Raw genomic sequence first — 26,734 nt, 5'->3', positions numbered from 1 at the left:
TTAATATGGTGGTTTATTATGATCAGGAAAATTGCTCTATTGTCTTTATTTTTAGTGTGCGCTTGTGATAATAATAAGGCTGATAACACATTAAGCTCTGACGTTGCGATCTCATTGATAAATGAGAAAATATCTTCAGATTGTGTTTACTCAAACCTTCATCGTGAATTCGATGATATCGAATTCAACACGCAGAGAAGATATTACGATAATTATTTTAACGAAATGAGAACAGATGAAAAAAGGGATACTATTAGTATAGAAACTAACGGAATACACAATAAAGCCCTAAAGCAAATTAATGTATTAGCTAACATAGGCCTTTTTGAAAAAACTAACGATAAGGTTATTGTTGGAGCGTCGAGTATTAATGGGTACTTTACGGATCCTATCAATTATAAAAACGAGCATCGTACAGAGACAACGACAAACATCCCTGGACTCCAGTTTAAAATAACCAAAAAAGGCGAAGAATATATATCTGTCGATAAAAAAAGATACAATGCCATTTTAGTTTGCATCGGGAAAATGAAAGTTAAAGATGTGACTATATATAATGACAAAGAAGCCATAACAAGTGGTCGATTTCGGGTAAAGTTTAATGCGGATGTAGTAAACACCCCAAGCTGGCTAGACACTATTGATGTAAAAAAATCGTTTCCTTCAATATCAGAGGATTTAGATATGAATAATGGGTCACATGGTGAAGTTTATATTACCAGAAGCAATAAGGGATTTAGTATTGAAAATGACGGCAAGATTTTTTTATCAAAGAAAAATGGCTCATGAAAATAATTATTTTGTTTCTATTTTAAGACCTTTAGTCAGGTCAGTTGCCAGTGTTTTTTAGTTTTTTCATCCATGAACTGCCTGTTTCTGCTGTCTAAATGAGCATGTTATTAACAGGCAGTCACACAGAAACCTTAATTAAAATCTTTCGAGTAAAGTACGCATTCAACCCGTTACAACTGTGCTATATCAGAATGTGACTTATTCAATTTTATTAAATCTGATCAGAACTGACAGATACCAGCTATTTATACTGATACCTGTCAGATTACATCACGTTCTGGCATCCTTACTTTTGATTAAAAAATCAGCTTACAAAATCACGTAGAGAGTCATGCTTCAGACAATAGCACCGAGGTAAACACCCACCATTAACTGGAATCTGCCGTATATTTTTACCTGATCTCCTTTCGCTTTGGCACTGCACTGCACTGCACTGCACTGCACTGCACTGCACTGCACTGATTTTGGGCCAGGTTCACTTGGTCGGGATCTCAAAAAGTGCGTGGAACTAAAGCGGGTCTATTTACACAACGTCTAAATAAAATTTGTTGTCTCATGAGGTTTTATTGAATCTCAGGGCAACCAACAGAGCCGAAAAAATCCACGCAATTGCGTGGATTTTTCTTTTCGCACTCTCTCAATTTATCGCCTGATAGACGCAGTCCCCAATGGGTATCCGGGAGAATTCAGCGCGGCGCTGGCAGCCCCAGACCTGGTGTGTGACTGCGTCAGGCAAACCAGCAGGGCATAATCTGTCGTAGACGCTGACATTGTCGCTTGCGTACTTCCTGAAGCCAGGTTGATAGATTGCGCCTTATTGTCTGCCGTCAGATCGGCACCCCAATAGACATAATTGGTCGGCCATCCATAAAGCGTTGCCACCGCACCACCAGGATGATCACCGTAGAGTGTTTGCCACTCACTGAGCAGCGGTATTTTATCGATGGAACATCCCTCGATATTCAACGAAGAAGCCTGTGGGTAAGTTATCGCAGACCATTTTTCGTTATTAGCCGAACTGTAGGAACCCACACCGATCTCTGCCTGAAGCATTGGCCGACGAAAAACAACGCCATCACTGCTGGTTACTGTCTCTGGCATATGACCCCAGTACTGGGCTTTACTAGAGTCAGGGCTCGTCAGCACGGTAAAAACAGTGTCCAGACTGGACGTTACGTCGGGAATGTCAGTGATCGCGATATTAATCGGTGCTTTTGTGCCTTTTACGGTTGACGGACGCGTTACATCCAGAAGCAGGTTACCGGCGTCATCAGTAGACAAATTGCTTGTTGATCCTGGTGAAGGCAATGTGGAGCCGTTAACCGTCATCGCTTGTGCTGACTCCTGGACTGCCTGACGGTTATAATCATTGCCGCGGGAAATGGTCAGCATTGTTGCGGGTACGGGATTGCCGCTGGCATCTTCGACGGTCACGTTTAGATGAAGTGTCTCACCGCTTTTTGCCTTCGCAACATTCTGTGATGCATCCCATTGCGTGCTATCGACGGGTTTGATAACGATCTTCGATGGCGCTGGGTTGGCGTCTTTCAGGCACGTAATCATCATCCACGATGATCCACTCGCAGAATACGTATATCCGCTTTTTAATTCGATTGAATACCAGGCCGAAAGTCTGTCTGGATAATAATACGTGGAGGTCCAGTAATTATAACTTGAGGTGACCGGCCAACCGAATTCGGTACTGATCTTATTGCCACTGTGCGCATCATATAACGCACTCATTTGAGCGATCTGCGGTAAATGGTTTACCGCACATCCCCCCGCCTCTGGGTTGTTGAAAGCCACGTTATGATCCCTCACGGTTGCCCAGGATTCATTGTTTATCGTCGAGTGACCACTTGCTGATGGGGCCTCCGCCGCCAGTTTTGGCCGCTCAAAAACCATATCATCTACCGTGATGGTATCTGGCATATGTCCCCACATCGCGGCTTTATCACTGTCCGGACTGGTTACTATCGTAAAAATAGAGGGCATATTTTCAGCTAAAGCGCTGTTTTCATCGGGTGAAACAGAGAGTAATGCCTCAAACCCTGCGCCGCCGGAAACCTCCACCAGCGCCTGCCCATTGCTGTCCGTGACACCGTAGAAACGGGTACTCCCTGATAAATATGTCGTAGACCCTCCGGGATATCCGGCGTACAGGTAACCGCTGTAAGACTCACCATTACGTTTCGTGCCCGATGCACCAAGAATAGAAAAAGCGACATCTGGTACTTCATTCCCCTGTGCGTCTTTGAATTTTATCTGCCACGTAATTTTCTCACCTTTTTTCACTTTGGCGGCATGCAGTTCGGGTACATATTGCGCAGACGTCAGTTCAATTTGAGCGACATTCCCCTTTGGTCGCGCTTTATCAAGACAAGTCAGATACTTTGTTTGATTTTGTGCCATCCCCGAACTGCTGTCCGAATACAGGCTAACGGTATAATAATTGCGACTGGCGGTAACAGAATTATCAGCCGTATTACTCCAGTAGTAGGTGTAGGTGGGCCATCCTTGTTCAGATTCCATTTTGCCGCCCGGATAGGCGCTGTAGAGCGAATTGAGCGAATCTCTGGTCGGGATATGTGCCTCATCGCATCCAGATGAGGCGTTATCTTGTGCCTGCGGATACGTTAAGACAGCCCACGACTCATAATTTTCCGAAGCAGATTTATACCCGCTCGTCTGAGCCAGTTCATTAAAGAGTTTCGGGCGTTTAAAGACGGTACCATCGGTTGCCGTCAGCGTTTCGGGCATATGCCCCCAGTAAGTCGCTTTCGCCGAGTCCGGGCTGGTGACAACGGTAAAAAGGGTGTCTATGCCAGCCGTGACGCTGGTGTTATCAGAGAGCTTTGCGGTAAGCGTCGCTTTTGTGCCTTTGGTGTTTGCCCTGGTGATCTCCAGAATCAGACTACCGTCAGCGCCGGTTGACGCATACAGCAAAGAGGATGTATTGGCTAATGCCTGCCCGTTAATCACCATGGATGCGGGGGCACTCTCTTTGACTTCCTGGCGAGAATAATCGTCTCCACGCGAGATAACGACCGACGTATCCGGTACCGGATTGCCCGCACTGTCCTTTGTCATCAGTTTTAATCGCAGGGTATCGCCTTTTTTCACTCGGGCGGCGTTCAGCGTCTCTGACCACTGAGTTTTATCCGCCGTCTCCAGGGTTATCTGTGCCGCTACCGGGTTGGCGTCTTTCAGGCAGGAGACCACGAATATGCCAGCGCCGCTGGAGCCCGTGGAGCCGGACGCCATACTGATAACATCCCAACCGGCGCTGGGGCCTCCTGAAGACAGCGTCGACGTCCAGTAGCTGTAGGTAGTCTGCCAGCCGTGTTCAGTATTCATTTTGTTGTCTTTGTTCGCGTTATACAGCGCCTTCATCTGGTTAGTACTGGGGAGGTGGCCGGTTTCACATCCTCCCGCCGCGCTGCTCTGTACACCAGCGTTCGTCAGCAGTCCCCACACCTCGTTATCCAGTGCACGCGTTGAGCCGCTTGGGGTGGCAGTAAACTCACTCGCCAGTTTGGGGCGATAAAATGTATCATCACCCACCGTCACGCTGTCATCCATGTGCCCCCACATCTGCGCTTTGTCCGTATCCGGGCTGGTGACGGCGGTAAAAATCACCTCATAGTTAATCGCATCGGCAACCCGCGAGTCATTCAGTTTGATGATCAGCGGCGTTTTTACGCCAGGCCCTTTCGGTTGCTCAATGACCAGTTGCGCCTGCCCCTGCGCATCCGTTGTCCCCAGGTAAGAGCCAGTCATGCCGCTGTTGGTGCCAAACGACTGTCCGTTCACTATCAACGCGCCGCCGGATGTAAACCCGGTGGCACTCCCCTGCCGGTTAGTCGACGCTTCGGACGTCACCGTGAACGCCACGTTCGGCGCAGGCAAACCGTTTACCGCGTTGGTTGTCTGCACCGTCAGCGTGATGGGTTCTCCCGCTTTCGCTTTTGCAAGCCGCGGGCTGGCGTCGCCGTTGGTAATGACCTGAAGCTGCGCCACCAGCTCCGTGGCGGCGCAGGAGAGATAGTTCGGCGCGCTACCGGTAAAGCTGCCCTGGTCGCCGTTTTTCAGGCTGACGTTGTGGTACGTGGTGCCATCCGTGTCTGCCGCTATGTAGCTGTAACCGTCTGTCGGCCACCCCAACGCCGTGACTATCTGGTTTGCGCTGTGCCCGGCATACAGTTTTTCCAGCGAACTGGCTGACGGCACCTGTCCGTCACCGCACTGGCTTTCCGCCTTACTCAGCTGCGCAAATGTCGCCCAGTCCTCGTTGTTTTCCCGGTAATTACCCGTTTCATAGCCAGATTCAGCCGCCAGTAGCGGGCGCACGAACAGACTGCCGTCTGCCGTTGCCGCATCCTTCATATGGCCCCACATGCGGGCTTTGTCGCTGTCCGGACTGGTGATGACGGTAAAAATCACGTCTTTACTGTCAGTGGTGGTATACCCTTTGCGCATTTCGGCCGTGATGGTGGTACGCACGCCGGCGCCCTGGGGCTGGGTCAAAACTACGGTTGCGGCGCCGTTGGCATCGGTAACCCCCTCATAAAGGTGTGGATCGCTGGCCTGAATCTGCTCGCCAGTGATCACCACGGGAGACGTTTCCCACTCGGAACTGGTTTCATTGGCGCGGTTATGTACCTCGCCCAGCGTCAGGGAGTAATACATGTGAGGAAGCGGCTCCCCGGTCACGCTGTCGGTGATCGTGACCGTCATGGTGATGGATTCCCCGGTCATCGCTTTCGCCGCAGTTAGCGTGGTGTCGTAATGATCAGGCGTCAGCGTTATTTTGGGTGTAACCACCGGCATAGCGTGATCCACGCAACTGACAAGGTAGTGCTCACTGTCATTGCTGGATGCGCTCTCCTGACCATTCATATCCACCGCGAAGTGCCGCCCTGATTCACCGGGCGAAGCCGACCAGTAATCATTGCCCTGTATCGGCCACCCCAGCGTGTCCTGAATAGTTTGCGTGCCCTGGGCAACGTCCAGCGCGACTAACCGTCGGAGATCCGGCAGAAGGGAATTGCAATGGCTGTTAGCGTTGTTCCAGTCAAACAACGCCCAGACTTCGTTATGGTCGGTCACTGCGCCATTCGTTCCAGTGGCCTCCCCCGCCAGTTTAGGGCGACTAAAGGTAAAATCGCCTACCGTGGTACTCTCCGCCATATGGCCCCACATCGCGGCTTTATCGCTGTTCGGGCTGGTCAGCGTGGTGAATATCACATCCACATCTTCTTCCAACACGCTGCTTTTTGATGGCTTCACCTTCAGCGTGGTTTTTACCCCAGGCCCACCATCCTGCGTTACTGCCACGGTCGCCGTACCGTTAGCATCCGTGACACCCTGATATTCGGTGTCGACGGTGGTCAGTTCGGTATTGCCGATATGCACCGGTGCGTCGTTTTTAACATCGCCCCGTCGGCCAAGCGCATCGCTGCGGGTAATGACAAAGGGTACGTTATTCAGCACATTTCCAGCGCAGTCATGGGTGGTAATGGTCAGTACGATACTCTCACCGGCCTTCACCTTCGCGGCTTTCAGCGTATCGTCATAGTGGCTGGCGCTGACCGTCAGCGGCGCATTCGGCGACGGAGCGATATCAATTGCCACCCGCTTATCCTGCAGCGCCACGGTACCGGTGGTGGGCGAGCCGGTGAGCGTGGAGAGATACAGCAGAGGTAGCGGCGCCGTCGAATCCACCTGCGGCCACGTCACCAGATGACGCCCGGCCAGATTTTGTGCACAAAAGCTTTCGTCGTCCACCGGCTGTGGATCAAGCAGCGTATCCGGGGTGGCGGCATCGGCCCAGACCAGGTCCGCGCCGGGCGGCTGCTGGTTCTCCCACTGTAGCGCTGGCGGTGCGGCGAACAGGTCGCCTTCGGTATCGTGGGGATTCGTCAGGATAAGATGACTGGCGGCAGTATCAGCACTGAAATCGCCGGGCGTTGCGCTGAACGGTACGGCGTACGTTTTTGAGGGATCCAGCTGTATACTGCCCTGATAAACCGCGATCGCCGCGCTGTCGGCCTGTGGGCTGGTCCCCTTAATTTCACCTGTAGAGGTGGGCGTTGTCTGCCAGGTTCCTCCTTTAAGCGCTGCCTGGGCTGAAAATGCGGGTATCCCGAACGACATCGCCAGTAGCAATAAGATACTCAATATCTTCTTCATTTTCCGATATCCGCGCATAAATCAGTCCTGACTGGTTTCGTTCTGTTTGTTCAGTGGTGTATTCAACAAAAAATGCATCTGCAAAAATGCCATTCCCCATGGAGAATGGCATCAGAGATAAAACACTATTTACGTTTGTATTTGATGGCCAGCGTATTGCCCTGAACGCCATCCACGCCTGCGCCGGAGAGAACACTGGTTGCGGCAGTATTGGTTGCCGGGAGCACCAGATCCTGGTTCTGTACGCTGGAATCGCCGGACGTATTTGCCGTCGCGCTCGTACCGGTGAACACCCACATATAGTCATAGTAGCTGGTGACATCGGTATCCGTACCGGAATCGTAGGTGCCGTTACCGTTGGTATCTCGCCACAGTTTGACCTTATAGGTATGACCGGTATGCAGTGGAACCGTGGTGTTCTTGAGCAGGTTAACCGTGGTATCGGCGGCGTCATAAATCGTCACCTTCAGATCGTCATCCACCACCGGCCCTTCCGGAATATCATCACTGTCGCTACCGCCGCCAGCCGCGGTGGACAAATCGGCCATATCAACCAGCACGCCCGTGCGGGGATCGCCGGTCTCCGTCATCGGGGTAATTTGCATCCCGATATAACAGTTCTCGTCTGCGGCTACGATGGTATAAGAGTCCGAGCCATTCGTGCCGTTGCCCTGAAGGGTCCGGCCATCCTTTTTGCTCTGATCCTTGTAACACATCCACTTGATGCTCTTTTTAGTTAACCCCGTAGCATCCGTATCGCCTTCGGTATCGTTGATCTCCCAGGAGACGGTTAACTTATCGCCGACATGAAGTTGCTTCTCGCCATCCGTCGACGCCGTAGATCCGCCCGTACGACCCGAGCGATCAATTTCCACCTTGACGTGCAGGCCGTCATCGGTCGCTGGCGCGCTCGGGATTTTAATTTTAGGGGCCGTACCGACAATGCTGCCCGTGTTACCACTCGTCAACCAGCCAGCCCCCTCTTTTAGATTGCCCACTTTACTCACTTTATTCGCTGCAAATGCGACAGGTACGGAGCAATATCCGGCAATGGCTAACGCTATAGCAATTTTGGTCAGACGCTGTGTTGTTACTTGTTTCATTAATATTCCTCTTGTTTCGAATATCAGCGACTGGCCTTGTTAACCATCGCGCCAATAGCCTTTTACTTTTTGTGATACGTGACACGTATCCCATACCCCTGAACGCCACTTTTTTCGCTGGCGCCAAATTTTTGCTTCGCTTCACGGTTCGTCACCGGAAGCACCAAATCCTGGTTCTCGGTATTGGTTTGTGCCCCCGAATCCCCGCTGATGCTTACACCCGTAAACTCCCATTTGTAGTCGTACTGCGCCATTTCCTCAGCGCTGAGCTGCTCCGACATCTGGAACACCCCGTCCTTGTTTTTATCGCGCCATAACATAAATCGGTATGCGCTGTTCAATGGCAGGTGTCCGTTCTTATTCCCAATTAAATTCACCGGGTTACCGACATGAGTCTGGTAAATAGCAGCATTAACATCGTTGATGTTTTGGCCCAGGAAAGTGATGTCCACATAATTACTGTCATCGTAGGCATCCGTTTTCGCCTTCCAGCGAAAAGTGCCCGGCTGCGTACTGGAGAGAGTGAGGGTTCCGGCCTGTTTATCGCGGTTGGCGATAAACACGCAGGGTGTTACGTTCGTGCAGGGTTTGGTCGAGAGCGCGACCTTTTTGTCATTGCTGTCGTACAGCTCAGGCACCATGGCGTCATCCGTCAGTTTGTCGCCTTTGCTGTCGTTATCATCGCCATAAGCATCTGTCAGCAGCAGTGCCATCACGACGCCGTCGACGCCATCCGCCTGTGCGCTGGCCTCGTGTTTATGCTGACTGAGATCGGCCCCCGCGAGGGTATCAACAACCAGTTCAATTTTGCGGTGCTGCTGTACCGTCAACTCCACGATGCCGGAGTTCTGCTGATTACCTTCTTCATCCACCAGCGTGATCCTGACTTTCCATGTATTCAACGCAAGACGTTCAGCATCCGTGGCCGCGTTTTCCCATGTAGGCAATACCAGATTCCAGCTGTTGTTATTACCTTCCGTCAGCGTGTTCGCTTTAACCACGGGCATGACCAGCGTACGGTTCGCATTATTCTTTGCCTGCCATGATGCCGCCGCTATTTTGTAGCGATGACTCACCAGTGCATTGATCGTCCACTTACATTTTTCCAGGCCCACGCCCGCTTCCGGCGTATCGCTGATCACGCATTCCGGATGTTCATTGGTTGTGTCGGCTTTCAGAAACAGCGAAACGTCCAGCGGATCTTTTTCGCGATATTCGAGAACGATAAAGTTATTGCGGTCGACAAAATCATGGCGACTGCCTTCCAGTGAATGCTGGATTTTGACATTTTCCGGATCGAGCTGTGCCTTAAGCGGTGTGCCAAACTGATAATTTAGCGTGGCTGTCACGTTCACATCCGTGTTATCGCCCGTCCCGGCTTTATAATCCGTACTGAACGTGAGCAACGGTACAGGGGTATAATTTAGCCCGAGCGTGACGGCCTGCGGGTTACGCTCCAGGTTATCTTCACCAAACAGCGCCACCTCATCACCGTAATAGTGTTCATAGACCAGCTTACCGCCGACCTGTGGGTAAAACGGCAGCCATGTCTCCATGCGAACATCCCAGCCACGGGCCGGGCGCTCTTCATAAAAATCTAAGTCCTGCGAATTTTTCCAGCCGGAGAGCGGATGATAATAGTTGCCAGAGAACCGCAGGAAATCGGTCCAGGATTCGACGCCAAGTCCCAGGCGACGATGATTGCGGGTAAAATCATAATCATAAAAAGTATTGCCGCCGAGCATCCAGCGCCCAATATTATGGCGGATACCTAATCCCGCATTACTGATAGTACGATCTTCTTTACGCTGGGTAGAAAACTGGCTGAACAGGACCGTCTGCTGATCGTCAAACCAGGGAATGAAGTAGTCCAGAGAACTGCCTTCCAGAGAACCCTCCTGATCAACAGACAAATTAGTGCGTACAGTGCCGTAAGGCGACATCAGCCCTTCGATATAGGATTGTGTTGAGGAGGTAATTTTATTTTGTAAATAACTTTTAGCCTGTGATTCCAGCGCCTCCGGCGTCAGGTTTTCAAACCCCTGAGCGGCCGAATTCGTCACATAACTTTCTGATTGCTCTGTAAAAGAGACACCGTTGTTTTCTTTTTCTGCTTTCTGTGCCGCATCACTGCCTAAATCCGGCAGGTCCGCTGTTGCGGTAGAACCGTTCTTTCCTTTAGAAGGAAGTGGATTTTCAATAGATTGATATGCGGCTAATAATGTTCTGGGTATTATAAACATGAAGAAAAGGAACAACATAATACGATACATTCCAGAACCTACCATGACATTATTTTATAAAGAACCCCACTCAGACAAAACCTATATCCATATAACAAAATAAAATTCAATATGACTATTTTTAATATTATATACTTTAAGACGATTATATCTGATAGCCGTTACATGTTTCAGTATTAATTTGTCTATTTTTGGACTACTAAAATCTTAAATACAACGTTCTTGCAACTTTTCAGTATCAGCATGGTGTAAACCATTTTGTTTTGGTACCGATACACTTTACGGATTTTAATGTGTGCGATGGGTACAGCGTAATCAGCGATGTTCGGATTTCATGACCCGTTTTCGAACAATATGGTGAATCCCCAGGTTCCCTGGTTATCATTTTGTGAACGTGAGTAAAAATTCGTTATATTAAATAAGCAATTTAAATGATAACTCTTCATTCAACGTTTAAAGAATTCCTGCTGCCTTGTGAGGTTTTATTGCATCTCATGAAGATCAGTAGAGATCATATAAACCACGCTATTGCGTTAGCACCTTTCACTTAAGCCAATGAATGAGGGGAAACACCGGTGAGTCTACCGGCAGCGCTTATTCTCATCAGTTTTCGTATCGACGAATTCCATAAAATACTTATTAAACATAGAGATACGCACATCACTAAGAAGTGTCTGATTTTGGCGGAAGCTACTATATGTTGTAGTAGCCTGTATCACACTCCTGTGACAGTATTAACAATTCTGCAAAATGTGGTAGGACCCGCTTGATGTCAGAACATTCGCAATCCAGCCTGTTTAATGAAGGACAGGTCACTCTTCCTGAAGGTTATCAGGACCGCTCAGTCAATATTTTCACTCAGCCTGGCGCTGACGTCCCGGCGTTCAATATTTCCCGCGACACGCTGAACGCCGGTGAAAATCTTTCGGCTTACATCAACCGTCAACTGGTACTGATGGAAAAACACCTTAAAGGCTGGAAACAGAGCGAACGCCATACTGTCGTGCTGGGCGATAACCTTTTACAGGGCGAAAATGTGCACGCCAGCTACCTGCGCGATGGGAAACGTATCTGTCAGCAGCAGGCGGTGTTTAACACGCATGATGCGCATATTCTGGTCTTTACCATGACCTCCGCCACAACGCTGACAGACCGCGACGGCGATCTGTTTCTTTCATTGCTCGGGAGTTTTCGCCTCCACGCTTAACGATAAGGATTATTGTTATGTTTGAAGCTGCACGCGCGGGTGATGATATTGGACACTCCGGCGCGCTGGCCGGGATGATTGCCGGAACCGTCGTTGGCGGCCTGATCGCTGCCGTGGGGGGGATCGCGGCGGGTGCGATGTTTATTGCTGGCCTTGGGGCATCCTGTATTGGCGTAGGTGTACTGCTCATCGGCGCCAGCCTTGCGGTCGGTTATCTCACCAGTGAACTGGCAACTGCCGCAAGAGACAGCATTGCGGATGCCGGGGCATCCAGCATGACGAAAAAAGGCGTCATCACCGCCGGTTCGCCTGACGTTTTTATCAACAGTAAACCCGCAGCACTCGCTACCAACAGCATGGTGGCGTGCTCTGACGACGGCTCTCAGCAGATGGCGGAAGGCTCCTCGCGGGTCTCTATCAATGGCCTGCCTGCGTCCCGTCTGGGGGATCGCACCACCTGTGACGCAAAGATCATGGCCGGTTCGGACAATGTCCGCATTGGGGGTAGCCCGAAACAGACACTGCCTATCCAGTCCGAAGTCCCGGAATGGGTTTATAAAGCCTCAGATCTCACCCTACTGTTTACCGGATTGTTCGGGGGCTGGGGCGGCGCTGCGGGTAAAGTGGGGGCGCTGGCTAAGCTGCTTGACAAAATTCCCGGTATTAACAAACTTAGCCGTATTGCCTGTCGTGCAGGCACGTTGATGACCGGCGTGGCGGCCGCAGGGATCGTTGCCCGCCCGGTGGATATGGTCAGCGGGCAGAAGTTTCTCAGCGGCGATGACGAGCTGGATTTCATCCTCCCTTCCCGCTTGCCCGTCCGCTGGCAGCGTTACTGGCGTAGCGGTAACCCTGGCGACAGCGTTCTTGGCCGGGGGTGGAGCCTGTTCTGGGAAACCCGACTGGAACGCTATCAGGATGGACTGGTCTGGCGCGCGCCTTCCGGGGATTACGTCTCCTTCCCGAGGGTGCCGAAAGGCCTGCGGACATACTGCGCAGACGAAAAATGCTGGCTGGAGCATCACCCTGATAACAGTTGGTCGGTGTATGACATCAGCGGCGAGCGTTGGCATTATGCCCCGCTGGGCGAAGCGTCGCCTTCCCTGTTACAACGACTGTCTGACCCCTGCGGCAATGATATTCTGTTTGAATGGAACGACAATCACACCCTGCATGCGCTGACCGACAGCGCCGGACAGCGAGTGGTCTGCCGCTATGATAATGAGCGCCTCGCCAGTGTCTGGCAGGATGATACAATCTGCCTGGTCAGCTATGCGTATGATGAACAGCGCCAGCTCGTTTCAGTAACGGGCCGGGGCGGTAGCGTGCGCAGACGTTTCCACTGGCGGGATGGTCTGATGAGCGCCCACGAGGATGCGAACGGGCTGCTGAGTGAATACCGCTGGCAGGAGATCGACGGCCTGCCGCGCGTGGTCGCGTTCCGGCACAACGGCGGCGAACGGCTAACGTTCGAATACGATTTTGACAACGGCACCCGCCGTGCCATCCGTGATGACGGCGCACAGGCGCACTGGCTGATTGACGACGATGACAATGTCGCGCGTTTTACGGATTTTGACGGCCGCCAGACGGCGTTTATCTACCGCGACGGCGAGCTCTGCGATGTTGTCCTGCCCGGCGGTGCCATCCGCCGTAGTTTATGGGACAAATATGGCCGGATGACGCAGGAGACGGACCCGGCTGGCCGTCGTACCGAATATTACTGGTACCGCCTGACGGACCGTATCACCCGCACGGTTTACCCGGATGGAACGTCATCACAGAACATTTATGACCTGAAGGGTCGCCTGTTAGCGGAAGACGATGTTTCCGGCAACAAAACCACGTATCACTACCCTGCTGAAGACGAAATACTGCCGGACAGCATCACGGATGCCACCGGCGGTGTGGTGCGACTGGTGTGGAACAACCAGGGACTGCTGACACAACGCACCGACTGCTCCGGCAGCGTCACCTGTTTTAGCTATGACCGCTTCGGGCAACTGGTTGCCAGTGAGGATGCAGCAGGCAATATCACGCGTCGCGAATGGAACGACGCCGGGCTACTCAGCGCAGTGATTCACCCGGACGGCAGCCGTGAATCGCTGCTGTGGAACGAACGCGGGCAACTCGCCGCCTGGCGTGACCCGCTGGAAAGCGAAGTCAGTTGGATGTACGACGTGCTTGGCCTGCCGATCAGCCTCACCGATCGTATCGGTCGCACCCGTCGCTGGCGCTACGACCCGCGCGGCAACCTGCTGCGACTGGAGAATGGCAACGGCGGTGAATACCGGTTTACCTATGACGCCGTGGGTCGTCCGCTCAGTGAAACGCGCCCGGATGATACATCCCGCCAGATGGAATGGGATGCCCGGGGTTTTCTCTGCGCCCTCCAGGAAAACGGCAGGCCTGCCGCCGACAGGGGCATCGCCCGGCGTTTACAGCAGTTCAGTTATGACGACAGCGGTCTGATGACCGGGCGCAGCCACCGCCATGCTGAATATCGTTATTTCCGCGATCTGAGTGGTCAACTCACCCGTATCCTCCGCACCCCCACGGCCGAAGGTGTCGCGCTGGGTATCGAAAACGATGAAATTGCCCTGATCCGTGATACCGCCGGACGCATGTTAAGCGAATCCGGGGTGAATGGAGAGGTTGGTTACCAGTGGGATGGGCTGAATAATCTGACTTCCCTGACCTTGCCCGGTGAGCAGCCGATTTCCTGGCTGCACTATGGCTCCGGCCACGTCAGCGCCATCCGTTTTGGCCAGCAACTGGTCACCGAATTCACCCGTGACCGTCTGCACCGAGAAACGCACCGTACTCAGGGCGCACGCGGCCAGCGCCGCCGGTATGACAGCCTCGGCAGACGTACCGAGCAGCGCAGTGAAATAAACGCCGACGTCACCCTGCCAGAACAGGCGATACTCGGGCGTCTCTATCGCTATACCGCCCGTGGCGAGCTTTCTGGCGTCAGCGACAGCCTGCGTGGCGAAGTGAATTACGGCTACGACGCCGAAGGCCGCCTGCTGAAACACTACGAAGCCCGGCAGGGGCACAGCAGTGCGCATTTTCGTTATGACGCCGCAGACAACCTCGCCGCCAGTGACGACGACGCGCCGGTCACCGATAACCGGCTGCAGCACTGGCAAAACCTGTTTATGCAGTACGACGCCTGGGGCAACCTGGTCCGCCGCTGCAGCGGCCTGTATGAACAGCACTATGCCTGGGATGCCGAGAACCGCCTGATTTCGGCGCAGGGAACCGGTCCGGAGGGACGTTTTCAGGCTCATTATCAGTATGATGCCCTCGGCAGACGCACGCGAAAACAGGTCGCTACCGCCCACGGCACCACCGAAACCCGCTTCCTCTGGCAGGGATACCGCCTGTTGCAGGAGCAACACGAAGGCGGGCAGTGCAGCACATACCTTTATGACCCGAACGAAGCCTGGAGTCCGCTGGCGCGAATCGACCATCTGCGCGACGACAGACGTGGGGAGATTTACTGGTTCAGCACTGACCTGAACGGCGCACCGCTGGAAGTTACCGACCAGTATGGAAACGTGCGCTGGAGTGGTCATTACGGCAGTTTTGGCGAAGTACGGCATCAGACGGCAGGCTTCACCGGCGCGTTGCAGCATACCGCCCTCGCCCATCAGCCTCTGCGCTACGCCGGGCAGTATGCTGACAGCGAAACCGGACTTCACTATAATCTGTTCCGCTACTACGACCCGCAGGTCGGACGGTTTATTGTTCAGGATCCGATTGGGTTAAATGGCGGGTGGAACCTTTACCAGTATGCGCCGAATCCTCTTTCATACATAGATCCGCTTGGGTTGGCATCATGTCGTCTAAATAATATGGGAAAAACTCCAGGTAAAGATAGCAAGACCGGTAGAGCAGTAATTGAACGAATGCGCAGCGAAGGTCGTATTCGTGGTACAGGTGACAGGATGCAATTTAAGAGCTCAACAGATAAACAATGGTATTTTGTTAAAGATGCAGATATGGCTCACTTAACTGATGCTGTTAAATATTGGAACCAGAAGGGCGGTTATTATGGACCGAAATCTAAAGAAGTTAGAGCCTTTATGCGTGATTCTAATAATTATGAATTGGAATATTATGGCCATAACCGTTCTCAAGGTGCGAAACTGCCTGATAGATATAAAGAACCAAGTGATTTTATTGGGGCGGCAGAATTATCTCAATACTTTCCATGATTAAGGGTGGTGTGTAATGAAAGAATTTATTGAAAAACATGATAAATTAGAAAAATTAATAATCTCTACTGTAGAGAAAGGTAATGAACTTCATGATAGCAAATCTTATGAATCAGCATTAGATGAATATATTAAGGCTTGGGAATTACTCCCTGAACCTAAGTTAGAATGGGAAATCGCTAGTTGGATTGCTGCATGTATAAATAGTGCTTATTTTGATATGGGTATATTCCAAAAAGCGAAAACATGGGCAGAAATCGCATTACAAACTCGATGTTCAGATATAGATACGGCCCCGTTAATTGATCTTGGAATGGTCTGCTATGAGTTAGAACAATATGATGAATCATATAAATACTTTGATAATGCTTATAATTATGGCAAAGCTCGCGCCTTTAAAGAGAGGCCGGAAAAATATTTTGACTTTTATTTATCAAAGAAAAACACGATGAAGTAAAAATGAACGGCCGGAATGATTTTTTGTATATTTTCGGCCGTTTATTTGTTACTACTCCAGTGTATCTCCTCCATCAAAACCTGATAACCACAATGTCTATATCACATTGATTACCCGTGGTTACCTTGTCAGACCACACTGAACCCGCCAGTCTCTCACCAGATATTTCTTATCGCTATCTAATATCTACTCCAGGCTGAGATGGAAATAAGTGCTAACTCTAGTAATAACCGCTCAATATCTACCTTACTGAGTGTTAGGATTAGTTATGATGCAGATAGTACAAAGTGCTGAACCATGTGGCTAACGATAATAAACAGTTAATGCCAATCAGCAAGAGGCAGCACTTAAAGGGCACGACCATAACAATGCAGTGGTTGTGTGGTGTAAAGTCAATCTGAAAGGAAATTGCTTTTCACGTATGATGAAATTTATTACCATAGCCATAGATTAAACAACTCTGGTAACTGGTATAAATATGGTATCGCGAGGTGATGACGATCAAACACCTGCGGAGAAGTGAAATTTCTCACAGTAAAGGGTGGCTTAGAGGTCGCGTTCCTAAACATTGCGTATAGGTGGAAAAATGACGGTAAAACTAATTAATTCATATCCCTCTTTAACCGCAAATGATCTTAACAAGGTTGAAGCAGCATTAGGGGTTGTTTTCCCTCCTGTACTCAGGACTATGTGGCTGATGAGCAATGGCGGAGTTCTGGATGAAGAGCGCTGCGTCTATCAAAACGATCAATATGAATTCGATATTAAGTATTTTTTGCCAGTTTTACATACAAAAAAGGAAGGAATACTTAGGGTAGAGAGCCTCTATAAGATATTGACGCGCGATAAGGAAATATTGCCTGAAACAATCCTTCCCTTTGCAATTGATGGTGGTGGATTTCCATTTTGTATCAACATAAGTAATGGAACCGTTCATTTTGCGAATTTGGAAAGCCAAAAAATTATTTATCTTGAACAGGATTTTGATAGTTTCATAAACAACGTCATTACGGAGGATGAAGCCTGGGGATGATTATATAGCAACCAGAGCGAAAGATGCTTCCCCCCACCAAGTGCTTAATAGCAGGAATATATCTGGTATTATTCAGTCCTGTCGTAAATTTATTGTTCAACTGCGTTGTCTTCGATTTACGGATGCGGATAATATTCATAACCTAGTTTCCTGTAAGCATCTCACATAGTAGTGTCATTCACTTGTAGTGATCTTACGGTATGCTGCTATAGCCAACCTGATAATGATGCAAATTATTGTTTTATATTCCATATCTAACATCTTGATTAAATAGTAAAATAACTATCGTGCAGATAGATATCTTATCAGGGTGCTGCGGTAGCGTACGCACTCTGACGTAGTTATGCCTGGAACGTAAGAACGACACTGCAGGTCTGATTCGCTGTTGCGCCTGCTAAAACACTACGAAACCCGACAGGGGCACAGCAGTGCGTATTTTCGTTATGACGCCGCGGATAACCTCGCCGCTGTGGCCTGTATGAACAGCACTATGCCTGGGATGCAGAGAACCGGCTGATATCGGCGCAGGGAACCGGTCCGGAGGGGCGTTTTCAGGCGCATTATCAGTATGATGCCCTCGGCAGACGCACACGAAAACTGGTCTCTACCGCCCATGGGAGCACCGAAACCCGCTTCCTCTGGCAGGGATACCGCCTGTTACAGGAGCAGCACGAAGGTGGACAGTGCAGTACATACCTTTATGACCCTAACGAAGTCTGGAGTCCGCTGGCGCGAATCGACCATCTGCGCGACGACAGACGTGGGGAGATTTACTGGTTCAGCACTGACCTGAACGGCGCACCGCTGGAAGTTACCGACCAGCGTGGAAGCGTGCGCTGGAGTGGTCATTACGGCAGTTTTGGCGAAGTACGGCATCAGACGGCAGGCTTCACCGGCGCGTTGCAGCACACCGCCCTCGCCCATCAGCCCCTGCGCTACGCCGGGCAGTTTGCTGACAGCGAAACCGGACTTCACTATAATCTGGTCCGCTACTACGATCCGCAGGTCGGACGGTTTATTGTTCAGGATCCGATAGGGTTAAACGGCGGGTGGAATCTTTACCAGTATGCGCCGAATCCATTAACCTATATTGATCCGTTAGGTTTAACTAACTTAAATTCTGCTCAGCAACAGATTGATTCTGTACTTAGAGAACATCTGTCTGCAATACAGCAGTTCGATCCAAATGCAACTATAGGTTATAGAGGTAGTGTAGCAAGTGGTATTAGTAAAGCTCACGATCCTAGTATATCCAGAGCTATAAATTTTAATAATTTTGATGTGGATGCCTATATACAGTCGGATTATTTGGCTAATAACCCTGTCTTTACTAACAGGCGTCGTGATGCCGCAAAAATTGCAGGAATGAGCGAAATAGAAGCATCTATAGACCGTAAGTTACGTGATATTTTCCCAGGATTAAGATCTGAACCTTTTGGTTTTAGAATTTTTAAAAGCCATGAACTAAGCGACATGGCGCGGCACAGTGACATTCAGCACAAAGTTGGCTGCAAGTAGGAATTAATGGACGTTAATAAAAGATGGTTAAGCTTTGTATTAATTGATGACAGCACATTTGATGAACTAGTTATAAAAATGGAACGGGCATTTAAGCATAATCTAATATGTGTAGATGATGAAGGACGTTATATTGCCAGTGCTGAACTTGATAGTTTTTGCATTAAAGTCATTGACAAAATTGATAGGCTTAGCGAATTGTTATGTGACGAACACTATACACTTGAAATAGCAATAAGCTCTGATAAATTCTTTAATTTTGAATTTGAAAAGCATATAAAAGAAATATTGAATAAAAATGCTGTGCAATGGGAGCGTTCTATGTGGGCTCCGGATAAATTACCTGACTAAATTATGATTGCTATCTAAACATTTAAAGCCGGGGCAATTATTATAATTTCCCGGCTTTTTTATTAATTAACTCTCGTTCAGCACACAAAACACCTCGTCCTTCAACCCATTAACCACTTGTTCAACCTAGTAAATTTACTTCTTAAGCTCCTGCGCCTCGCTGCAGTCAACGATCAGGATCACGCCCCCCTTCGAGATCTTCACCGTGATGCCCGTCCCGCTATCAAATCCCATCTCAGTGAACCAATCTCCCTCAAGGTGCAGGCAGGCATACTGTGAATAATCCGTTATATACCTATTTTACTGTTTTCGGGGAAAGTTCTGAAATAGCTCACCTGATAATGCCGTTGAGTCATTTATATTATATTTGGTGTTTAACCTTATGATTAAATAGTAAAATAAGTATCGTGCAGATAGATATCTTATCAGGGTGTGGCGGTAGCGTTTGCACTCCGACCAGGTTGTTCCTGGTATGTAAGAAGACACTACGGGTCTGATTCGCTGTACCGACTACTGAAATACGATGAAACCCGGCAGGAATAGTCTTCACCGGCGCGTTGCAGCACGCCGCCCTCTCCCATCAGCCCCTGCGCTACGCCGGGCAGTATGCTGACAGCGAAACCGGACTTCACTATAATCTGTTCCGCTACTACGATCCGCAGGTCGGACGGTTTATTGTTCAGGATCCGATTGGGTTAAGCGGCGGGTGGAACCTTTACCAGTATGCGCCGAATCCGCTGGGGTGGATTGATCCTCTTGGGTTAAGTTGTTCCAGTGATGCAAAGGCCCTCAGAGGAAATATGGTTGCTGCTGGTAAAGTCGAACCTAATTTCAAAAATTCTGCTCATCATATAATTATGTCTAATTCTACGGATCCGCGAATGACTGCGCTACAGAATAAAATGAAAACTTTGGGGTGGATATTAATACTGCTGAAAACGGGATATTCTTACCTTCAAGTAGTAAAGTCCAACTCCCTACTGGAAATACCTTACCTAATCATGCAAGCATCCATACAGATGCTTATAAACAGAAGGTCTTTGATCGTTTGAACAAAATAAATAACAAGGGTAATTTCTTAAGTGAATTAAATAAGATAAACTCAGAGATAGCCGGTGGCTTATTCTAGTTAGTAGAGGATATTATGTGTAAACTAACGCAACTTGAAAAAAAAATTTTTGAAGTCAGTTCGGATAGTGAAAAGTATTTATCTGAATATACTTCTTCTGTATCTTCAGTTTCAAATGAAATTGTAATAAGCAAAGGTGCTTTATATAATCTAAGGCCTTATGAAATTGAACGAGCTGGGTTTAAAAAAGGTAAGAAACTTAGTAAGTTACCAAAAAATGTAAAGAATACACATGTTTATCATTTTGATGTGTCTGGATGTATAGTGGTGATTGAAATATATGGGCAGGCTGAAAATATAATCAGCAAGGAATTTTGTATATACGGAGATGATTTCCTTGAGCGTCTGCATTTTACAAGCGCGGGAGTATTGCGAAATATATCTGTCTCTTTATTTGAAAACTCAATACTCAAGAAAGATATAAACTGGGGAATGTATGGATGCAGTATATCTGACTATATATGTTGATTCCATTCTTGATAAAATAACAGTTCATCAGAAAGAACATGATGATACTTCATTCTCAGAATTTGATGTTATCCTTAAATACCAAAATGAAGAGTTAGAAAGTATTACAAATGTTTTCCCCAACGGTTATCAAGAACAACGGTATCCATAATTAGGGCCTAACTCATGGTAACAACAAACAATCTGAATGAATTTATTAAAACAAACGATTATGTCTCTTTATTGAATGAGGTAATCGAGCGTTTGAATATAAAAGTGAGTAAAGATGAACCATCTAGCCAGATGTTTAACATTCATGCGTATTGTTTAAATAAATCCAGTATTAATTTAGATGAATTAAATGAGTTATGTTACTCAGAAAAAGAGCATCTTGTATGCATTTACCAAATTAAAGCTTGCAGAAATAGAAGGTGATGACGATGATTATAATGATGATACCGGTAAGTCTGAAACATTAGAGATACTGCCATTTCACAAAATATTTTTAATCGGATATATCATTGAGTTTAATTTTTAAAAATAATCCATATGCTCTTGCTAACCACCTGAAAAAAATTAAGGATTCTAGGCTCCATAAAATATGCAAAAGAATTAAAATCAATATATAGTCGTATTTAATGCCTTCTTAGCCGAGAAAAAGGACTATATTATAGCCTGTTCAGGTACTACGATCCGGAATGCGGGAGGTTTACCCAGCCAGACCCGATAGGGTTAAACTGCGGGTGGAACCTTTACCAGTATGCGCCGAATCCGCTAGGGTGGATTGATCCGTTGGGGCTTAAGTGTGGTGGGATTGTCAAAGCTAAAAGTCGAAATGATGCTTTGAGACAAGCCCGACAACATGCTCAGGTACCGCGAATATCTCGTGGTGGTGAAAATATTGGATTGGATGATTTAAATCCAAGTAGCCGTGGTGTTAACTGGGGAAAATGAAAGCTGAAAGTGGGCAATCATTAGGTTTGCGTAACCCCAATGGGAAAAATCAGTGGTTTGAACACCCTGATGGTCATCCCGATGCTGGTCAGCCAGGCATTCCCGAACATCATTCTGATGGCCATATACATGCAATAGATCCCAAAGGGAACGAGGTTATCTTTACATGGTAAATAATTCGAATGAAAAATTAATTAAACTCCCTATGTCTGAATGGATGATTCAATCCGGTGGTTTTACAAAGGTTCTCCCCCAATCAGCCTATTGTATTTACTATCAATATAATATTGATGATGATGGGTTTGGTCCATATGGTTTTTCCACTACGCGGTCTGATAGGCTGTTATCTTTTTTATTTCCTAATATCTTATTTTTTTATAAGAATGAAAATAAACTTGAGTCTAGTTCAAAGATTGATAAGCGAGGAGTTTATTTTTATGGAAATAACAATGGTGAAATTGATAAAAAAACAAAGGAATATAACAAGTTAATTTTAAAAAATAAGTTTAGAGCTAATAAAGGGCTACCTGAAGAGACTCTCGTTGAGAAACCACCGTTACTTGAACTCTATAGTGGCAATACAATTGAAGTAAATGTAGTAAACGAACTCATAAAAAATAATTTCCATCTCTTATTTAATTGTTTTTTTACCCCAATGGCAGGACAAACTTTAATTTTATTTGATCATGATGTATGGGTTAAAGCAACAGAGTATTGTAAGGATAATAAGATTTGCGTACAGGAAGTTAATTCAATCGATGATTTAAATTCATGGTAATTGCTAATAAAAGTATGGTAATTATCAGATAGGCAAAGTTTCCCTAAAAACGGCGCACCGCTGGAAGTCACCGACGTACGCGGAAACGTGCGCTGGAGTGGTCACTACGGCAGTTTTGGCGAAGTACGGCATCAGACGGCAGGCTTCACCGGCGCGTTGCAGCACACCGCCCTCGCCCATCAGCCTCTGCGCTACGCCGGACAGTATGCTGACAGCGAAACCGGACTTCACTATAATCTGTTCCGCTACTACGATCCGCAGGTCGGACGGTTTATTGTTCAGGATCCGATAGGGTTAAATGGCGGGTGGAATCTTTATCAGTATGCGCCGAATCCATTAAGTCATATTGATCCTCTAGGTTTAAAAGGTGAGAAACCATCAAATTCACCTGATATGGATAAATGGCTTAACAAAGGAGGAGCTGTATGGGCAGAAATGGATGGTACATGGGTTTATAGAAATAAAGATGGTGCGGTTGTTCGTTACCCAAATGGTTATCCAGATTTTTCTCCTTATGCTATTCAGGAAACAAATGTCCCTGATTTGAAAGGAAATCACGGAAAAATGCCGGCGGTGATTTTGGTAAGGCTGATGCTTTAGCACCGAATGGGCCAGCAGATTATAGAAATAATACATGGTACCATCATCAAAATGGTACAACAATGCAAGAAGTTCCGAAAAATATACATGGTGAATTTACGCATAAAGGCGGGGTTTCTAATATAAAATGTGGAGGAGCGTAAAGCATGGCAATAGAGATTTATCATGGTATATCTAACTTAGATATTGGTAAGATATCCAATCTATATGGTATAATTTTTCCTGAGAGCTATATCAATTTTTTATCTAACTATAATGGATTGTTTATAGGTTCTAATTCTTACTGTACGATTCCTTGTTTAAAAGTTGATGATGATGAGATAGAATTCCAGGAATTATATGGCATTGATACATCGAGTCCGCTGTTTGATTTGACCAAAGTTAATAATGTCAGAGATGAAATAGTTGTATTTGAAAACCCATTTATCATTGGCGCTGACCCTGGGGGTAATTTTTTCTTATTCTCTGGCAATAAAAATGATAGTGCTATTTATTATTGGGACAGGACTCATATTCATTTTGGGGATGGTTTTGATTATCATGAAGTTAATGAGGAAGGGAATATTTATATGATATTTGAAAATTTTTCCGATTTTTATGATACAATAATGTCAAATGTGGGTGGCGATACCAATATAATTAAAGTGGCGTTTTAGAAAAACCTCTCATTAACGTACAAAAACCGGGAGAGTTTAACATATCTCCCAGCTTTTATTATTTAACATTCATTCAACACATTAAACATCCCGCCGCGCATTCCCTTAATAGCCTGTTTAGCCTGATAAAGTTACTTTCGCAACTCCTGTACTTCGTTACAATCCGCGAGCAGGATTAGGCTGCCTTCTGAGGTTTTTACGGTAACCGATCCCAATATCAAAATTGAATTTTGTCCCGCCTCTTGCAAAATCAACCCAACCTACACTCGCCAGAAGAAACGAGAAAAAAGGATGAGCACTGGATATATTTCAAGGCGTCCCAGTATCATCGCGACGCACATCAGGTACTTTGCCCCTTCGTTAAGGGTGCCGAATGTTGAAACGGTTTCACCAAATCCCAGTCCCATATTGTTAATACAGGCCGCAACGGTTGCAAATGAGGTTAATAAATCATAACCCATCATATTAAGCAGCCAGATGAAAAAAACGGTAAACAGAACATAGAGGAAAAAGAAACTCCAGACCGAGCGCATCACACGGTCAGTGACGACACTTCCGCCAATCTTAATACTTATCAAGGCTCTTGGATGGGCTAACTGATGTAATTCATGTCGGCTTTGCTTGAAGAGAATAAGAAATCTGAGCGCCTTAATACCACCGCACGTCGAACCAACACAGCCGCCAAAAAAGCTCACTAACAGCAAAAAGATGATTGTATGCGTCGGCCAGTCCGCGTAATCCAAAGGCGCCAGACCATTATCCGTCATCATCGAACTTGCCAGGAAGAACGAATGCACAAGGCTTTCCGGGATGTTGTACATTCCTGCATGCCAAACCTGCCATGCCGTAATCAGGATGACAATTAACGCGGTCAACAGAAAGAAATGCAACTCTGCGTTGCGAAGCAGAGGTTTGAGGGTACGCCTGAGAATGACCACGTACCATAGCGTAAAGTTGAACGCTGATAATAATGAAAACAGACCAGCAACAAACTCAATAGCATTGCTGTTATAAAATCCTATGCTCTCTGTGTGCGTTGAGAATCCCCCCAACGATACCGTCGACAATCCGTGACAAATAGCATCAAAAACCGGCATTCCTGCAATGACGTACGCGAGGCTACATACGACGCCTAGCAACAGATAAGTTAGCCAAAGCGTGCGAGAGGTATCAGCAAGCCGCGGTGTCAGTTTCTCTTCTTTAAATGGGCCGGGCATTTCTGATTGATACAGTTTTGAACCACCAATCCCCAACAGCGGCAGTACGGCGACTGCCAGCACGATAACCCCTAATCCACCTATGAAATTAAGTTGAGCACGATAGTAAAGGTAGGATCGTGGTAACGCATTAACATCACCGATCACGGTCGCACCGGTGGTTGTGATGCCAGAAACACCTTCGAATAACGCATCGGCGAAGGTTAAATGAAGCACGTCATCCAGCCATAAAGGAAACGCGCTGATCGTCGAAAACAAGAGCCAAAATAACACGATAATGATAAATCCATCGCGCGTGCGCAGTTGAATACCTGTTCTTTTTGTTGCCATCCACGCAGCACCACCGAGGATAAAACATGCGATGAACGTTTCCAGAAAAACAAAAAAGCTCCTTTCCTTGTTAACTATTGCGATTATCATCGGCGGCAACATAGAAAAACTGTAAAGCCATACCAAAAAACCGCACATATGAGTAACAACTCGAAGCTGAGATGTATTCAGGGAATAGTAGGTTTTCAAACAACACCCCGGGCTTAAAGCGAAAATTCGTCATTTTTATCGCGTTAGTATATCTCTTCTCGCGATGAATCACCTGTCTGCGACAATCCCACTCATACTCTGTGCTTACTTTGCAACCAGCTCCCCTTCCCGACGTTGCAAGCTTTTATTCCGCTGCAGTCGGCAAGTGTCGTTGTCACCGGCTCATCGTTTTTGAGTCAATGCCGCACATAAATGCCGTAACGGCAATGTTCTGGTCAACAGGTTAATGCCTGCCGATATCAGGATATTGGTGAGATAGCGTATAAACAGGAAGATTGTAAAAGTCCCAGCGACTACCGGGACTTTAAGGAGGAGTGTAGCGCCTTGCAGGGCGACTACATGCTTGTTGCTGGTTTGCCCCTGTCACCAGGGGGAATCACCGCAAAAGGGTAAAAGGTGAATTAGTTGGTTGCTTTGCCAATCATAGCGCCAGCACCGGCACCCACTGCGGCACCCTGAACCATGCTACGACCCGTCATTGCAGCAGCCCCAGCGCCGACAGCAGCACCGACAGCGCCGCCCTTACGCGCAGACTTCCCCTCTTTACCGTGTTCAGTCATGGCGCCAACGCCGCCGCCGACGACGGCGCCTTTAACGGTGGAGCTAACACTTTTGCCTGTCAACGCGCCAACTGCGGCACCCGCGACTGCGCCACCTGAAGTTTTATCCATTGCCTGGGCTGAAAAAACTGGAACCATTGATAGAGCACAAACAACCAGCAATGTGCCTTTAACAAAATTTTTCATGTGTACATCTCATTTTTTAGAGCAATTAATCTTCCCAGTGAATTTTACTTGCCCAAAAGCAAACCTCAAGTTAAAAGCGTTAACAACCTACAACAGTGCCGCCAGTATCAGAATATTCACTATCAATTGCCGCCGGGTTGGTGGCCGCCACAGGGGCTACTCGTTACCCCATTGGTTCAGAAACGTGGCTATCTCATCAATACGCTGTCTGTCGATACCCGCTTCACTGGCCATCTCTTGCTGCGCCTCCTCACTGATTTCTTCATTATTCATTAAACGTGTAATCAGCAACTGGAAATAGTGCGCCAGGGCGTCACGTTCTGACTCGTTCACCAGCTTTGCGCATTCCGTCGAATACTCATCCACGATGTCATAATATTTAAGCGGTATTTCATTGTTCATAAATTGATCCTGGGGGGTTACGTTTATGTCAGTGGGTGTCTACGTTGTCTGACTTAGATAATGACATGCTCAAGGGCTGGACACACCTCAGTTCCTTATGCGAGGGGCTGGTGAACAGCTCAAGCACCATAGCGATGGTTATATCG

The 26,734-nt window shown here is 47.8% G+C and carries 19 protein-coding genes and 5 pseudogenes; 16 read left to right on the top strand and 8 right to left on the bottom strand.

All coding sequences use genetic code 11. The features are described 5' to 3' along the window. Positions 1-18 precede the first annotated feature (18 nt). Positions 19-789 carry a hypothetical protein gene (locus tag AC07NP_RS11050; RefSeq protein WP_494660504.1) on the top strand — a complete coding sequence of 257 codons (771 nt, stop codon included), beginning with the start codon at positions 19-21 and terminating at the stop codon, positions 787-789. Between the two features lie 645 nt (positions 790-1,434). Here AC07NP_RS11050 and AC07NP_RS11045 read toward each other — a convergent pair. The 3 genes from AC07NP_RS11045 to sinH form a co-directional block, all read right to left on the bottom strand. Further along, on the bottom strand, positions 1,435-6,984 hold the full coding sequence (locus AC07NP_RS11045) for an adhesion domain-containing protein (protein WP_494660503.1): 5,550 nt from the start codon (positions 6,982-6,984) through the stop codon (positions 1,435-1,437). A 125-nt stretch (positions 6,985-7,109) separates the two neighbouring features. After that, a complete protein-coding gene (locus AC07NP_RS11040; protein ID WP_494660502.1) occupies positions 7,110-8,087 on the bottom strand; it encodes a SinI family autotransporter-associated protein in 978 nt (325 codons plus the stop codon). Between the two features lie 62 nt (positions 8,088-8,149). Next, positions 8,150-10,360: an intimin-like inverse autotransporter SinH gene (sinH, locus tag AC07NP_RS11035; protein ID WP_494660501.1), complete on the bottom strand. Its 2,211-nt coding sequence runs from the start codon at positions 10,358-10,360 to the stop codon at positions 8,150-8,152. 739 nt (positions 10,361-11,099) lie between these two features. On the opposite strand from sinH, the gene AC07NP_RS11030 reads away from it, so the two are divergent. The 6 genes and pseudogenes from AC07NP_RS11030 (at position 11,100) to AC07NP_RS11005 (ending at position 19,119) form a co-directional block, all read left to right on the top strand. Further along, positions 11,100-11,537, top strand: coding sequence for a DcrB-related protein (locus AC07NP_RS11030; RefSeq protein WP_494660500.1), 438 nt, complete (start codon positions 11,100-11,102; stop codon positions 11,535-11,537). A gap of 17 nt (positions 11,538-11,554) precedes the next feature. Next, positions 11,555-15,760, top strand: a complete 4,206-nt coding sequence (locus tag AC07NP_RS11025) for an RHS repeat-associated core domain-containing protein (RefSeq protein ID WP_494660499.1) — start codon at positions 11,555-11,557, stop codon at positions 15,758-15,760. A 16-nt stretch (positions 15,761-15,776) separates the two neighbouring features. Beyond that, positions 15,777-16,217, top strand: a complete 441-nt coding sequence (locus tag AC07NP_RS11020) for a hypothetical protein (protein ID WP_494660498.1) — start codon at positions 15,777-15,779, stop codon at positions 16,215-16,217. A 586-nt stretch (positions 16,218-16,803) separates the two neighbouring features. Continuing rightward, positions 16,804-17,250 (top strand): SMI1/KNR4 family protein, encoded by a 447-nt coding sequence (locus AC07NP_RS11015; protein ID WP_494660497.1) that lies wholly within the window; start codon positions 16,804-16,806, stop codon positions 17,248-17,250. Positions 17,251-17,638: 388 nt separating this feature from the next. Beyond that, a pseudogene (locus tag AC07NP_RS11010) lies at positions 17,639-18,768 on the top strand (RHS repeat domain-containing protein); the annotation flags it as partial. A 6-nt stretch (positions 18,769-18,774) separates the two neighbouring features. Beyond that, a complete protein-coding gene (locus AC07NP_RS11005) occupies positions 18,775-19,119 on the top strand; it encodes a hypothetical protein (RefSeq protein WP_494660496.1) in 345 nt (114 codons plus the stop codon). A 135-nt stretch (positions 19,120-19,254) separates the two neighbouring features. On the opposite strand, the gene AC07NP_RS11000 is transcribed toward AC07NP_RS11005, so the two are convergent. Beyond that, entirely contained in the window at positions 19,255-19,353 is a 99-nt protein-coding gene (locus AC07NP_RS11000; RefSeq protein WP_494660495.1) for a hypothetical protein, read from the bottom strand. 344 nt (positions 19,354-19,697) lie between these two features. On the opposite strand from AC07NP_RS11000, the pseudogene AC07NP_RS10995 reads away from it, so the two are divergent. The 9 genes and pseudogenes from AC07NP_RS10995 to AC07NP_RS10955 form a co-directional block, all read left to right on the top strand. Next, positions 19,698-19,886: pseudogene (locus tag AC07NP_RS10995) on the top strand (RHS repeat-associated core domain-containing protein); the annotation flags it as partial. A gap of 149 nt (positions 19,887-20,035) precedes the next feature. Further along, the gene (locus tag AC07NP_RS10990) at positions 20,036-20,248 is read left to right on the top strand and encodes an AHH domain-containing protein (protein ID WP_494660494.1); all 213 of its coding nucleotides are present in this window, start codon (positions 20,036-20,038) and stop codon (positions 20,246-20,248) included. 15 nt (positions 20,249-20,263) lie between these two features. Beyond that, the gene (locus AC07NP_RS10985) at positions 20,264-20,716 is read left to right on the top strand and encodes a hypothetical protein (RefSeq protein WP_494660493.1); all 453 of its coding nucleotides are present in this window, start codon (positions 20,264-20,266) and stop codon (positions 20,714-20,716) included. A 633-nt stretch (positions 20,717-21,349) separates the two neighbouring features. Next, a pseudogene (locus AC07NP_RS10980) lies at positions 21,350-21,496 on the top strand (RHS repeat-associated core domain-containing protein); the annotation flags it as partial. Between the two features lie 149 nt (positions 21,497-21,645). After that, entirely contained in the window at positions 21,646-21,822 is a 177-nt protein-coding gene (locus AC07NP_RS10975) for a hypothetical protein (protein WP_494660492.1), read from the top strand. Continuing rightward, positions 21,816-22,427, top strand: a complete 612-nt coding sequence (locus AC07NP_RS10970) for a hypothetical protein (protein ID WP_494660491.1) — start codon at positions 21,816-21,818, stop codon at positions 22,425-22,427. Before AC07NP_RS10975 ends, AC07NP_RS10970 begins: the two co-directional genes overlap by 7 nt. A 48-nt stretch (positions 22,428-22,475) precedes the next feature. Next, positions 22,476-22,790: pseudogene (locus AC07NP_RS10965) on the top strand (RHS repeat-associated core domain-containing protein); the annotation flags it as partial. A 299-nt stretch (positions 22,791-23,089) separates the two neighbouring features. Beyond that, entirely contained in the window at positions 23,090-23,170 is an 81-nt protein-coding gene (locus AC07NP_RS10960) for a hypothetical protein (protein WP_494660523.1), read from the top strand. 3 nt (positions 23,171-23,173) lie between these two features. Then, on the top strand, positions 23,174-23,683 hold the full coding sequence (locus AC07NP_RS10955) for an SMI1/KNR4 family protein (protein ID WP_494660490.1): 510 nt from the start codon (positions 23,174-23,176) through the stop codon (positions 23,681-23,683). Positions 23,684-23,745: 62 nt separating this feature from the next. Here AC07NP_RS10955 and AC07NP_RS10950 read toward each other — a convergent pair. From AC07NP_RS10950 to AC07NP_RS10935, 4 genes and pseudogenes are all read right to left on the bottom strand, one after another. After that, positions 23,746-23,937 (bottom strand): annotated as a pseudogene (locus AC07NP_RS10950) (SymE family type I addiction module toxin). 6 nt (positions 23,938-23,943) lie between these two features. After that, positions 23,944-25,401: a TrkH family potassium uptake protein gene (locus AC07NP_RS10945; RefSeq protein WP_494660522.1), complete on the bottom strand. Its 1,458-nt coding sequence runs from the start codon at positions 25,399-25,401 to the stop codon at positions 23,944-23,946. A gap of 440 nt (positions 25,402-25,841) precedes the next feature. Next, entirely contained in the window at positions 25,842-26,186 is a 345-nt protein-coding gene (locus tag AC07NP_RS10940) for a YMGG-like glycine zipper-containing protein (RefSeq protein WP_203360973.1), read from the bottom strand. Positions 26,187-26,342: 156 nt separating this feature from the next. Next, positions 26,343-26,588, bottom strand: a complete 246-nt coding sequence (locus AC07NP_RS10935) for a YmjA family protein (protein WP_494660489.1) — start codon at positions 26,586-26,588, stop codon at positions 26,343-26,345. Positions 26,589-26,734 lie beyond the last annotated feature (146 nt).

It is taken from the genome of Citrobacter sp. GW821-FHT07H02, from assembly GCF_059418505.1.
The sequence above is the reverse complement of the archived record's forward strand: the minus strand, read 5'-3'. Positions and strand labels throughout refer to the sequence as shown.